The organism is Burkholderia sp. 4NA327C6 (genome assembly GCF_005502655.1).
GTDB lineage: Bacteria > Pseudomonadota > Gammaproteobacteria > Burkholderiales > Burkholderiaceae > Burkholderia > Burkholderia contaminans.
This window is the reverse complement of record NZ_SCNZ01000032.1, coordinates 43,095-55,236: the sequence shown is the minus strand read 5'-3', so window position 1 is coordinate 55,236 and position 12,142 is coordinate 43,095. Positions and strand designations below refer to the sequence as shown.

Genomic DNA, 12,142 nt, shown 5'->3' with positions numbered 1-12,142 from the left:
TGAGCCGATATCGTCCTGTACGGAGACAGACACGCCATGCGCTCGTTGCTTCGCCGAAAGTCGCGCCTCGAACCGAAACTCGGTGCACTCGTATTGGGCGCCGCACTCGCGCTCGGTGTGCCCACCGCACACGCCGGCCCGCTCAAGGGCGCGCCCGCGCCGTTCGACAAGGGCGGCGTGAAGATCGCGCTCGTCAACTACCTGTCGACGGGCGATTTCTTCCAGGCCTACGAAGCCGGCGCGCAGAAGCAGGCACGCGCGCTCGGCGTCGATCTGCGCATCTACGAAGGGCGGCAGGATGCGGCCGAGCAGCGTGAGCAGATTCAGCAGGCGATCAGCATCGGTGTGTCCGCGATCATCGTCAATCACGGCTTGCCGGAATCGCTGAAGGACGTCGTGCAGCGCGCGCTGGACAAGGGCATCAAGGTGGTCGCGTTCGACGTCGATCTCGCCAATCCGAAGGTGCCGCAGATCGAGCAGAACGATCGCGACCTCGCGAACCTGCTGCTGGATCAGGCCGTGAAGGACAACGGCGACGCGTTCGCGGCCGGGTACGTGTACGTGGCCGGATTCGCGCCGCTCGACCGGCGCGATGCCGCGTGGCGCGACTTCAAGCGCGCGCATCCGAAGGTGCAGGAAAAGGCGCGGTGGGGCACCGTCGACAATCCGATCGCGCAATCGGTCGCGAACCAGGCGGCGGCCGTGTATCGCGCGAATCCCGACATTCGTGTGGTGTTCGCGCCGTACGACGAGTTCGCGCGCGGCGCAAAGCTCGCGGCGGACGAGGCCCGGCTCTCGTCGAAAATCCGTATCTACAGCGCGGACGTGTCGACGGCCGACATCGAGGCCATCCGCGCGCCGAACAGCCCGTGGGTCGCGACGGCCGCGACCAATCCGGCGGTCGTCGGCGCGGTGTCGGTGCGGGCCGCGGCGCTGCTGGTCGCAGGACAAAACCCGGGCGCGCGCATCGCGGTCAAGCCGGCGCTGATCACGCGCGACGATCTCGTGAAGAACGACATTCATACCGTGGCCGAACTCGGCGCGAAGTTTCCGGCGTTTCGTGCGAGCGACGCGGCGACGGCCGCGTGGATTCCGGCGATCGACTGATCGCTGCGGCACGCAGCAAATCCGGACTCTGCGCCCGCTTCGATGCGGTGCTTTCGCAGCGCGCCTTCAGCGTGGCGACATCGATGTCGGCTTGCAGCTTGAAGAAGACGATTTCGGAAATCACGTTCGATCCTCGGTTGGCAAATCAGGGGGATCGAACGCACATCCCGACGCACGAGCGGGAAACCGCGCCGCATGCGCTTCCATCGGCAGGCGCAGCGCATTCGTGAGATAACTCACCGTCCGATAGAAACCGGCAAGCATCAGCAGCTCAAGCAGCGCCTCGTCGCTGAAACGCCGACTCAGCGCGTGCCACAGGCCATCGTCGATATCGCAGTGCCGATGCAGCGCATCGCACATCCGGATCAGCAACCGGTCGTCATCGTTCCAGCATGCATCGTCGGCCGAACCGTGAGCCAACGATCCGGTCTGCTCGCCGGTCAGCTTCGCCGCCCGTGCGAACACGGCCACATGCACGCCCCATTCATATTCGGACCCGCAAAGCGCAGTGGTGCGATCGATGACGATCTCGCGTTGCCGGATGTCGAGATGGCCCTTGTCCAGCAGGCCGGCGGCAAAGAATTTCGTGAACAGGCGCGGATCGCGTGCGATCGTGGTGAAGAGTCGCAGCGGCGGACGGCCCTGCATGATCCGCTCGATCGCGGCTGCGATGTGGGGTTCGAACGGTGGTGATGCGGATGCAATGCGCTGAGTCATGTGAGCCTCGTGCCTGAGACGATGCATGCGTGGAAGCGTAGGCATGGTGCTTTAAAAAGTAAAGCAGAGTAGAGATGCGATTCAAGCAATTGACGCCGTCTGGCGATTGCTTTAAAAAGTACAGCATGACCACACCCAAAATCGGACAACGCGTTCGCGGATCGAAGACGGGACGGCCCATCATGGTCGTGCTGGATCTGCTCGGGCGGCGCACTGCGCTGCGCATCCTGTGGGAACTGCGCGGCGAGCCGCTCACGTTCCGCGCACTGCAGGAAGCCTGCGAAACGAATGCGCGCCTGCTCAACACGCGGCTGGCCGAGCTCAAGGCGTCGGGCCTCGTCGAGCATGGCGAGGGCGGCTACTGCATGACGGCCGAAGGCCGGCGGCTTGAAGCGGCGCTGCAGCCGTTGCTGGGGTGGGCAAGACAATGGGCGAAGCGCGATCCTGGCGGGCTGGACGCGGCCGATCGCGAGCAATCCGGTCAGTCACGCTGACCGCTCGGTGCGCGGGCGCGCATCGCAACGTCATTCCGGGGCATGCGTCGGGCATGGTCCATGTTTGCCTGAGGAGTCCTTTCATGCGTGTGCGGGCCGTCATATTCGACTTCGACCTGACGCTGGCGGATTCGTCCGCGGCGATCATCGAATGCACGGAATACGCGTTGCATCAGCTTGGGGCAGCCGGCGCGACACCCGCGCAGATCGGTGCGGTGATCGGGCTGACACTGCCGCAGATGTTCCGCGCGTTGACGGGCGAAACCGAGCCGGCGCGGGCCGACGCGTTCGCGCGGCATTTCGTGGCGCGTGCCGACGCGATCATGGTGCCCGGCACCCGCATCTATCCCGAGGTGCCGCCGCTGTTTGCCTGGTTGCGGGCGCAAGGGCTCGCCGTCGCGATCGTGTCGTCGAAGTTTCGCTACCGGATCGAGGCGATTCTCGAACGTAACGATTTGCAGTCACTCGTCGACGTGCTGATCGGCGGGGAAGACGTGCAGCGTCACAAGCCGGATCCCGAAGGGCTCGTGCAGGCGCTGGCGCGGCTCGATCTGCCGGCACACGCTGCGGTCTATGTCGGCGACCACGCAGTGGACGCACAGGCGGCCGAGCGCGCCGGCGTGGCGTTCGTCGGCGCGGTAAGCGGGATGACGTCATTCGACGAATGGGCGCGTGCGGGCAAGCAGGCGGTCGCGACGCATATCGGCGACCTGGCCGCGATCGTGCAGCACATGCAGCGCGATCCGGGCCACGCGTGCGGCCCGCACGATGCCTGACGCCGGATTCGGGAGCCGCACGATGCCGCGCCACGTGAACCATCTCCGCTGGAAGATCGTCGCGTTTCTGCTCGCGCCGCTGACCTTCGTGATGACGCTCGATCGTGCGGCGATGGCCGTGGCCGCACCGACGATCCAGGGCGAACTCGGCCTGTCGATCGTCGAGATGTCGATGATCCTGACGATTTACTTCTGGGCCTATGCGATCGGCCAGATGCCGGCGGGGCGCGCGGCCGAACGCTTCGGCTCGCGCGGCGTACTGTTCGGCACGAGCACGCTGTGGTCGCTGATGATGATCGTCACGCCGTTCGGCCACGCGTTTGCCTGGCTGTTCGGTTGCCGGCTAGTGCTCGGCGGCGCGCAGTCGGCCGACTGGTCGAGCAGCGTCGTCGCGCTCAAGCGCTGGTTTCCGGCCGGCGAGCGCGCAAAAGGCAATGCGGCGCTGCTCGCGGGACTGTATCTGGGGCCGATCGTGTCGGCGCCGCTCACAGCGTGGACGATCGTCCATTTCGGCTGGCATGCCGTCTTCTATGGATTCGGCGCGCTCGGCCTGCTGCTGGGTGCCATCTGGTGGTTCGGCTACCGCGATGCGCCGGCGTCGCATCCGCTCATCACGCAGGCCGAGGCGGACTACATCGCGGCCGGCCAGCCGCCCGGCGACACGGTCGTGTCGGGTTCGCTCATGCGCTGCCTGCGATTGGGACGCTTCTGGATCTTCGGCGTCCAGTATTTCCTGCTCGTGCTGATCCAGAGCTTCTACACGGTGTGGCTGCCGACCTACCTGATGCATGCGCGCGGACTGTCGCTGAAGGCGATGGGGATGGTCGCATCGCTGCCGTGGGTTGCCGTGTTCGTGGCGGTATTCGTCGCGGGCACCGTCAGCGACCGGTTGCTGAAGAAAACGGGTTCGATCTACTGGGCACGCACGCCGGTCGCGGTGGCGGGATTCGTCGTGAGCGCGCTGGCGCTGGTCGCCGCGTCCCGCGCGCAGGCGATGGCGGCGGTGATCGCGCTGCTGTGCCTGTCGTTTGCGGCCGTCGGGTTCGTGCAGGTCGTCGTCTGGTCGGCCGCGCAGGATCTCGGGCGGCCGTTCGCCGGCGTGATGTCGGGCTGGACCAACGTGTGGGGCGCGTTGTCGAACGTCGCGGGCCCGATGGCGCTCGCGCTCGTCGTCAAGGTCACCGGCAGTTGGGGCAGCGGGATGTTCGTGATCGGTGCCGCGGCCGCTTGCGGCGCGGTGCTGTGGCTGTTCGTCCATCCCGAGCGCCCGTTGCTCGCCGTGGCGGCGTGCGACGGGCCACCGGCGGCAGGGGGCCGGAACACGCGGTGCGGCGATGCGCAGGAAACCCGCGCCGACGCCGGGCGGGTTTCCGAGCCGGCCGACTGAGCCGTATGACGCAACGGGCCGGCAGCGCGCGACGGATTCTGCGACCATCGCCGTTAAAGTCATGTCCGCCACTCGATCCGTCGCCATGTCACTCATTTCCGTTGCCTTCGCAAGCATCCGGCGCTCACGTGTGTTGCCGGCCGCCCGGACCCTGGCGTTCGCGATTCCGGTCGCGGCAGCCATCGGCGCGCTGGGCGGCGCGCGTCCGGTCGAAGCCGTCACGCCCACCCAGCGCGAACGTCTGGAAGCACCGGTGAAGGCAGTCGCCGACCAGCGCGTGACCGTCGACACGCCGCAGGGCAGCGCGATCTTGCCCGTCTACGCCGACCATCCCGTCGACAAGACGGCACCCGACGTCACGCGTGTGTTCATCGTGATTCACGGCACGCTGCGCAATGCCGACGCTTATTACGCATCGGGGCTCAAGGTCGTCGGGAAGGCCGGTGCGGCCGGCCGGGGCACGATGGTCGTCGCGCCGCAATTCCTGACGCGCGCCGATACGCGTGCGTTCTCGCTGCCCGCGCCGACGCTCGCCTGGACCCAGGAAGGATGGAAGGGCGGCGAACCGGCCCGGCAGCCGGCCCCGATCAGCTCGTTCACCGCGCTCGATGCATTGCTCGCGCATTTCGCCGACCGCGGCCTGTATCCCGCGTTGTCCACCGTGGTCGTGATCGGCCATTCCGCCGGCGCGCAGTTGCTGCAGCGTTACGCGGTGGCCGGGCATGAAGGTGATGCGCTGGAGCGGGCCGGCATCGCGGTGCGTTATGTGGTCGCGAACCCGTCGAGCTACCTGTATTTCGACGACGAACGGCCGGACGGCCAGGCGATCGCAGACGGAACCTGCCCGAGCGCGACCCAGTGGAAATACGGGCTGAAGTCGGCCCCGCCTTACGTTGCGTCGCAGGACGTGCGCGATCTTGAAACACGCTATGTCGCGCGTCATGTCGTGTACCTGCTCGGCCAGGCCGACACGAACCCTTACACCCACTTCATCGACCGCTCATGCGCGGCCATGGCGCAAGGCCCGTACCGGCTCGCACGCGGGCTCGCGTATTTCGACTATCTGAAGAAGCGGCATCCTGACGATCTCGCGCAGCAGGTCGTCGAAGTGCCGGGCGTCGGGCATGACGGCCTCGGCATGTTCACGTCCGCTTGCGGGCTGGCCGTGCTGTTCGGGCGGGCGTTGCCGCAATCGTGTCCGGTCGTTGCCGGCACGGCGCCGGACATGCACGCGGCTACGTCGTCCGGCCCCCCGCGCTTAACGGCGTGGCGATGGTCGAGGTGAATGCGGCCGGCCAGGCCTGCCTTCAGGCCGCCGGGCGCGTGTAATCGCGCCGGTGCCGTCGGCGCGAGATCGGGGCGCGGCGCGTCATGCCGGACCCTCCGTGATCGGCGGCCCGCTGGCATCGAATACCGTCAGGCCTTCCGTCGGGTCCGTCGGTGTCTCCCACGGACGCGCCGCGATGGCCCGTTGCGCGGCCTCGTAGCCGGCCTGCCGGCGGGCCGCGATGCCGGCCGGCGTGAAATCGATGTCCTTGAACTGATTGTCGTCGGCGAGTCGCGGCGCCGCGAGCTTGATCAGATGCATCGTGGTTTCGCATCCCCACGCGGCGAGCCGGCGCACGGCCGGCGACGCGCGTTCGGCGTCCGGCACGTGCCGCGCCAGCTCGCGGATCACGTGGCGCAGCCGGTGGATCTGCTGCTGCCGCGCGATGTGGCTGTCGGTGCGGCTCGCGTACTGGATGTCCTTCTGCCGCTCCGACACCTGCCAGATGCTCTCGGGCTCGGGGCCGGCCGGGTTCCACATCTGGACCGAGAAGATGATCGAACTGCGGCGCGGATTGTCGTCGAGCACGACCTCGACCGGCGTGTTCGAATACACGCCGCCGTCCCAGTACGGCTCGCCGTCGATCCTGATCGCCGGGAACGCGGGCGGCAGCGCGCCGGAGCTCATGATGTGCTCGAGCGCCAGTCGCGTATCGCGTGAATCGAAATAGCGCATCGTGCCCGAGCACGCATTGACCGCGCTGACGGTCAGGCGCGGCTGGCCCGCGTTCAGCAGCTCGGGATCGATCAGCGACGCCAGGGTGTCGCGCAGCGGCGCGATCCGGTAATACGACGCGCGATCGACGCCGAGGCGGGCCATCGGCCCGAGCCACGAGGCCGGATTGGGCTGGAAGAATCCTGCGATGCCGCCGCCGATGATCATCAGCTCGGCCAGCGTCCGGTTCCAGCCGGGCAGCAGCGGTGCCGTGTCGAAACGGGTCCGTTCGGTCACGCGCCGCCAGAATGCCGACAGCTTCTCGTAACGCTGCGCCGGCGGATTCCCGGCGATCAGCGCCGCGTTGATCGCGCCGATCGACGTGCCGACCACCCAGTCTGGCCGGATGCCGGCTTCGTCCATCGCCTGAAAGACGCCGAGCTGGAATGCGCCCAGTGCGCCGCCGCCCTGGAGCACGAGCACCACTTGCCCGGGAAGATCCATGCGTGCCGGCTGGCTCGCGGTCATGGCTGGCCTCGCTGCGTGTGAGGGTGGGTCGGGTTCGCCGAACGGTTCGATCCAGTTTAGGCGATCGGCGGCGCAGGGCCGCCCGCAGTGCAACGGGCGGCCCCGCTTGATTCGACGCCAGACCCTTCCGACCCTCGAGCGCGTGTCGTGACGCGCCGCGTCATTCGACCGTGATGGTCTCCTTCATGTACGGGTGAATCCCGCAGAACACCTTGTAGACGCCCGGTTTGTCGAAGCGGAACGCGTACGTTTCGTCCTGGTCGAGCGCCTTCGAATGAAAGATGCCGGCGTCGTTGACGACGGTGTGCGGCTCCGCGTCGAGGTTCTTCCACGTGATCGTCGTGCCGGCCTTGATCGTCGTCGACATCGGCGAAAACATGAAGTTGCGGATCGTCACGAGCGTGCCGTCGGGGCCCTGCGCGAACGCGGTGAGCGGGGCGGTGGCGCACAGGAGCAGCGCTGCGATGAGGCTGGATGGCTTGAAGCGGGTCATGTCGGTCTCCCTGGGGTTCGGTGCGTCAGGCCAGCGTCGCATCGTGCAGCGACGACGCGACCGGATGGCCCGCGAATTCGACGGTCGTCACGCCGAGCATCGACGGCAGCCGGTCGCGCGGCACGGTGAGCGGCACGGGGCCCGGGCCGTTGCCGGCCGTCGGTTGCGGGAACGCGGTGGAGCGCGCGGTGTGGAACGTCACGTTGCCCTCGACCTTCGACACGATCTGGTGGATGTGCCCGTTCAACACGGTGACCGAGCCGAAGCGGCGCAGCAGCGCCATCGTCTGCGGCGCGTCGCCGGTGCCCCAGCCCCACGGCTCGTAGATGGTCCACATCGGCATGTGCGAGAACACGACGATCGGCGTGCTCGACGAGCGGCCCTTGAGATCCTGCTCGAGCCACGCGAGCTGGTCGTCGCCGAAGCTGCCGAGCCCGTTCGGCTTGAAGTGCATCACGTTGACGAGGCCGATGAAGTGCACGCCCGCGTGATCGAAGCTGTAGTAGCCGCGATTGTCCGACGCCTTGCCGAACCGGCCGAAATATTCGGCGCCCGAACCGTCGGTGACGTCGTGCTCGCCGGGCACCATATGCAGTTCCGGCACGCGCAGCGCGGAGAGCAGTTGCGACGCGTGGTCGAACTCCTCGGGCTTGGACAGGTGCGTGATGTCGCCGGTATGGATGGCCAGCGCGGGCATCGCCGGCATGCCGTTGACGAGGTCGATCGTCTGCTTCAGCGTGGCCGATACGTCGGGGTTCGCGTCCTTGTTGAAACCGATGTGCGTATCGCTGATCTGCACGAACAGCGGGCGGCCCGCGTTGGCCGGGAGCGCGTCCCCGGTCTGCGCGAGCGCGAGGTCGAACGTCGTCAGGATGCCGCCCGACAGCGTAAACAGCGTGCCGAGGCCGCCGAAGGCCATGCATTGCAGCGCCTTGCGGCGCGACGGGTTGGTGGGGGTCGATGAAGACATGTGAGCCTCGCATTCGTATGACGAAACCGGACGGCCGGATCGTCCTGGAATAAGCCGGCGCCTTCGCGTGCCATACCGGCGCAGCGGCGGATTTATTCCCGCGAGTTACAAGGTCGAACACCCGTGTTTGCGGGTCGGCAGGCGGCGCAGGCGTTCTGGTGGACGTCTCGTCAATGTCTTGTAAGTGACATGTCACATTTGCGTCACGACCGATCGATAGCCTGCCACTCCGAGTCACCTCTCCGGAGCCCCTTCATGCCGAATCTCGCGGCAACGGAAACCAGCGGTGCGGTCAGCAGCCGCACGCGCGTCATCAGCCTCGCGCTGTTTTTTCTGATCATTGCCTGCGGCATCGTCTATGTCGGTATCCATCTGAGCGCCGATCTCAGTCCCGTCAAGGAGAGCTCGGTTCTTCCGTTCCTGCTGCTGATCGTCGCGCTGCTGATCGCGCTCGGATTCGAGTTCGTGAACGGTTTCCACGACACCGCGAACGCGGTCGCGACCGTCATCTATACGCATTCGCTCGACCCGCACCTGGCGGTTGTCTGGTCGGGCCTCTGGAACCTGTTCGGCGTGCTCGTGTCGAGCGGCGCGGTCGCGTTCGGCATCCTGCAGTTGCTGCCGGTCGAGCTGATCCTGCAGGTCGGCAGCGGCTCGGGCTTCGCGATGGTGTTCTCGCTGCTGATCGCGGCCGTCACGTGGAATCTCGCGACCTGGTATTTCGGGTTGCCGTCGTCGAGTTCGCACACGCTCGTCGGTTCGATCATCGGCGTCGGCCTCATGAACCAGATCGTCAGCGGCCCGTCGGGCACGAGCGGCGTCGACTGGAACCAGGCGCTCGGTGTCGGCAAGGCGCTGCTGTTCTCGCCGCTGATCGGCTTCGTGTTGTCCGCGCTCGTGCTGCTGCTGCTGAAGGCGCTCGTGCGCGTGCCGGCGCTGTACCAGGAGCCGAAGGGCAACAAGCCGCCGCCGTTCTGGATCCGCCTGCTGCTGATCCTCACGTGCACGGGCGTGTCGTTCGCGCACGGCTCGAACGACGGGCAGAAGGGCATGGGGCTGATCATGCTGATCCTGATCGGCGTGATGCCGACCGCGTATGCGTTGAACAAGGCCGTGACGCCCGATCAGACGAGCACGTTCGTCGCGGTGGCGCGCCACGCGTCGACGACCCTCGTCAAGTATGCGGACCCGGCGGCCCGGACGGCCGACCCGCGCGCCGACGTCGAGGCATACGTGCGCACGCACAAGCTGACGCCGGCGACGATTCCCGCACTGGGCAAGCTCACCGACACCATCGCCGACCAGGTCGCGCAGGCCGGCGGCATCTCGAGCGTGCCGCAGAACCTCGTCGACAACGTACGCAACAACATGTACGTCGCGTCCGAGGCGATCCGGCTGATGGAGAAGGCGAAGGCGCCGGCGTTCTCGGTCGAGGACGCGAGCGCGCTCGAGGCGTTCAAGAAGCAGATGGACCGCGCGACGAAATTCATCCCGACCTGGGTGAAGGTCGCCGTCGCGATCGCGCTCGGCCTCGGCACGATGGTCGGCTGGAAGCGGATCGTCGTGACGGTCGGCGAGAAGATCGGCAAGTCGCACCTGACATACGGGCAGGGCGCATCGGCCGAGGCCGTCGCGATGCTGACGATCGGGATGGCCGACGCCTACGGGCTGCCGGTATCGACGACGCACGTGCTCGCGTCGGGCGTGGCTGGGACGATGACGGCGAGCGGCGCGGGCCTGCGCTGGGATACCGTGCGCAACCTCGTGCTCGCGTGGGTGCTGACCTTGCCTGCCTCGATCGCGCTGTCCGCCGCCCTGTACTGGGCGCTGCACGGGCTGTTCTGATCCGCGCCGGGAGGCGCGACGCCCGGCCGCGCGACACGCGGCCGGACCCATCGATTTTCAATTCAACACAAGACGCTACCGATGGATATCAGTTTCTTCGATCCGAATCGCACCGCCAACGCGTCCGCGTGGCGCGTGCTGCCCAACCGCTGGGACGTGGTCGCGTTTCCGCTGATCATCGGCATACTCGCGATGGCGATCGTCGGCTTCCACCAGACGATGGCGCCGATCGGTGTGCTGCAGACGCAGAAGATCACGCTCGATCCGTCGAACCTGCCCGAATACGCGTTGCGCACCACGCTGCGGATGCTCGCCGCGATGGTCGCGTCGCTCTTGTTCACGCTCGTCTACGGCACGCTCGCCGCGAAAAGCCGCCGCGCGGGCATGGTGCTGATCCCGATCCTCGACATCCTGCAGTCGGTGCCGGTGCTCGGCTACATCTCGTTTACCGTCACGTTCTTCCTCGCGCTGTTTCCGGGCCGCGTGCTCGGTGCGGAGCTGGCCGCGATCTTCGCGATCTTCACGAGCCAGGCGTGGAACATGACGTTCAGCTTCTACCAGTCGCTGCGCACGGTGCCGCGCGACCTGAGCGAAGTGTCGCGCGGCTTTCACCTGACACCGTGGCAACGCTTCTGGAAGCTCGAGGTGCCGTTCTCGATGCCGGGCCTGATCTGGAACATGATGATGTCGATGTCGGGCGGCTGGTTCTTCGTCGTCGCATCGGAGGCCATCACGGTCGGCAACCAGACCATCACGCTGCCGGGCATCGGCGCGTATCTCGCGCAGGCGATCTCCGACAAGAATCTCGGCGCGGTGGGCTGGGTGATCGTCGCGATGTCGGTCGTGATCCTCGCCTATGACCAGTTCCTGTTCCGCCCGCTCGTCGCGTGGGCCGACAAGTTCCGGATGGAGAACACCGCGTCGGGCGATGCGCCGCAATCCTGGCTGCTCGACATGATGCGCCGCACGCACCTGATCCACCAGCTGCTCGTGCCGGCCGGCTGGCTGCTGTCGCAGGCCGCGCGGATTCCGCTGCGCTTTCCGTCGCTGAAAGGCACGCGTGCGCGCGGTGCATCGTCGCGCGGCACGTCGCGCATCGGCGACATCGTGTGGGGCGCGTTCGTGATCCTGTTGACGTTGTACGTCGTGTGGCGCGTCGTCACGTTCGTCGCGACCGGCGTGACGATGGGCGAAGTCGGGCACGTGCTCGTGCTCGGGCTCATCACGCTGCTGCGCGTGCTGGTGCTGATCGCGATCGCATCGGTGATCTGGGTGCCGCTCGGCGTGCTGATCGGCTTGCGCCCGGCGCTGGCCGAGAAGATCCAGCCGCTCGCGCAGTTCCTCGCCGCGTTCCCGGCGAACCTGCTGTTCCCGGTGTTCGTGATCGTGATCGTCCACTTCCACCTGAACGCGGACATCTGGCTGTCGCCGCTGATCGTGCTCGGCACGCAGTGGTACATCCTCTTCAACGTGATCGCCGGTGCGATGTCCTATCCGAACGACTACAAGGAAGCGACGAAGAATTTCCGCATCCGCGGCTGGCAGTGGTGGCGGCAGGCGATCCTGCCCGGCATCTTCCCGTACTACGTGACGGGTGCCATCACCGCATCGGGCGGCGCGTGGAACGCGAGCATCGTGTCCGAGTTCGTGCAGTGGGGCGACACGAAGGTCGTCGCGCACGGCCTCGGCGCGTACATCGCGCAGACCACCGCCGCCGGCGATTTCCCGAAGATCATCCTGGGCATCGCCGTGATGTCCCTGTTCGTCACCCTGTTCAACCGTCTGCTGTGGCGTCCGATGTACGCCTATGCGGAATCCCGGCTCCGTCTCGATTGAGAGTAAGC

General features: G+C 66.9%; 11 protein-coding genes. 7 read left to right on the top strand and 4 right to left on the bottom strand.

Annotated features, from left to right (window positions below):
• The first annotated feature begins 36 nt into the window (after positions 1-36).
• Positions 37-1,107 (top strand): substrate-binding domain-containing protein, encoded by a 1,071-nt coding sequence (locus FFS49_RS27720; protein ID WP_105818056.1) that lies wholly within the window; start codon positions 37-39, stop codon positions 1,105-1,107.
• Positions 1,108-1,227: 120 nt separating this feature from the next.
• Here the strand turns inward: FFS49_RS27720 and FFS49_RS27715 are convergent, their stop codons facing one another.
• Positions 1,228-1,824, bottom strand: a complete 597-nt coding sequence (locus FFS49_RS27715) for a carboxymuconolactone decarboxylase family protein (RefSeq protein WP_105818055.1) — start codon at positions 1,822-1,824, stop codon at positions 1,228-1,230.
• Positions 1,825-1,898: 74 nt separating this feature from the next.
• Here FFS49_RS27715 and FFS49_RS27710 point away from each other — a divergent pair, with 74 nt between their 5' ends.
• The 4 genes from FFS49_RS27710 (at position 1,899) to FFS49_RS27695 (ending at position 5,766) form a co-directional block, all read left to right on the top strand.
• A complete protein-coding gene (locus FFS49_RS27710; RefSeq protein WP_224755829.1) occupies positions 1,899-2,318 on the top strand; it encodes a winged helix-turn-helix transcriptional regulator in 420 nt (139 codons plus the stop codon).
• Positions 2,319-2,401: 83 nt separating this feature from the next.
• Positions 2,402-3,094 (top strand): HAD-IA family hydrolase, encoded by a 693-nt coding sequence (locus FFS49_RS27705; RefSeq protein ID WP_105818054.1) that lies wholly within the window; start codon positions 2,402-2,404, stop codon positions 3,092-3,094.
• A 34-nt stretch (positions 3,095-3,128) separates the two neighbouring features.
• Complete coding sequence (locus tag FFS49_RS27700; protein ID WP_171026847.1) at positions 3,129-4,481, top strand: MFS transporter; 1,353 nt, start codon at positions 3,129-3,131, stop codon at positions 4,479-4,481.
• 85 nt (positions 4,482-4,566) lie between these two features.
• A complete protein-coding gene (locus FFS49_RS27695; protein ID WP_105818052.1) occupies positions 4,567-5,766 on the top strand; it encodes an alpha/beta fold hydrolase in 1,200 nt (399 codons plus the stop codon).
• An 84-nt stretch (positions 5,767-5,850) separates the two neighbouring features.
• Here the strand turns inward: FFS49_RS27695 and FFS49_RS27690 are convergent, their stop codons facing one another.
• From FFS49_RS27690 to FFS49_RS27680, 3 genes are all read right to left on the bottom strand, one after another.
• Positions 5,851-6,990: a patatin-like phospholipase family protein gene (locus FFS49_RS27690; RefSeq protein WP_105818051.1), complete on the bottom strand. Its 1,140-nt coding sequence runs from the start codon at positions 6,988-6,990 to the stop codon at positions 5,851-5,853.
• A gap of 160 nt (positions 6,991-7,150) precedes the next feature.
• Positions 7,151-7,483, bottom strand: coding sequence for a cupredoxin family copper-binding protein (locus tag FFS49_RS27685; RefSeq protein ID WP_039343940.1), 333 nt, complete (start codon positions 7,481-7,483; stop codon positions 7,151-7,153).
• A 25-nt stretch (positions 7,484-7,508) separates the two neighbouring features.
• Positions 7,509-8,453 (bottom strand): metallophosphoesterase, encoded by a 945-nt coding sequence (locus FFS49_RS27680; protein ID WP_105818050.1) that lies wholly within the window; start codon positions 8,451-8,453, stop codon positions 7,509-7,511.
• Between the two features lie 255 nt (positions 8,454-8,708).
• On the opposite strand from FFS49_RS27680, the gene FFS49_RS27675 reads away from it, so the two are divergent.
• Together FFS49_RS27675 and FFS49_RS27670 are read left to right on the top strand one after the other, a co-directional pair.
• Positions 8,709-10,298, top strand: coding sequence for an inorganic phosphate transporter (locus tag FFS49_RS27675; RefSeq protein ID WP_039343944.1), 1,590 nt, complete (start codon positions 8,709-8,711; stop codon positions 10,296-10,298).
• Between the two features lie 81 nt (positions 10,299-10,379).
• Positions 10,380-12,134 carry an ABC transporter permease subunit gene (locus FFS49_RS27670; RefSeq protein ID WP_105818049.1) on the top strand — a complete coding sequence of 585 codons (1,755 nt, stop codon included), beginning with the start codon at positions 10,380-10,382 and terminating at the stop codon, positions 12,132-12,134.
• Positions 12,135-12,142: the final 8 nt, after the last annotated feature.

Bases quoted from the DNA above. Each gene is read 5' to 3' on its own strand.
- FFS49_RS27710 (WP_224755829.1), top strand. From the start codon at position 1,899: ATGCGATTCAAGCAATTGACGCCGTCTGGCGATTGCTTTAAAAAGTAC.
- FFS49_RS27685 (WP_039343940.1), bottom strand. From the start codon at position 7,483: ATGACCCGCTTCAAGCCATCCAGCCTCATCGCAGCGCTGCTCCTGTGC.
- FFS49_RS27675 (WP_039343944.1), top strand. From the start codon at position 8,709: ATGCCGAATCTCGCGGCAACGGAAACCAGCGGTGCGGTCAGCAGCCGC.
- FFS49_RS27690 (WP_105818051.1), bottom strand. From the start codon at position 6,990: ATGACCGCGAGCCAGCCGGCACGCATGGATCTTCCCGGGCAAGTGGTG.
- FFS49_RS27670 (WP_105818049.1), top strand. From the start codon at position 10,380: ATGGATATCAGTTTCTTCGATCCGAATCGCACCGCCAACGCGTCCGCG.
- FFS49_RS27705 (WP_105818054.1), top strand. From the start codon at position 2,402: ATGCGTGTGCGGGCCGTCATATTCGACTTCGACCTGACGCTGGCGGAT.
- FFS49_RS27680 (WP_105818050.1), bottom strand. From the start codon at position 8,453: ATGTCTTCATCGACCCCCACCAACCCGTCGCGCCGCAAGGCGCTGCAA.
- FFS49_RS27715 (WP_105818055.1), bottom strand. From the start codon at position 1,824: ATGACTCAGCGCATTGCATCCGCATCACCACCGTTCGAACCCCACATC.
- FFS49_RS27695 (WP_105818052.1), top strand. From the start codon at position 4,567: ATGTCACTCATTTCCGTTGCCTTCGCAAGCATCCGGCGCTCACGTGTG.
- FFS49_RS27720 (WP_105818056.1), top strand. From the start codon at position 37: ATGCGCTCGTTGCTTCGCCGAAAGTCGCGCCTCGAACCGAAACTCGGT.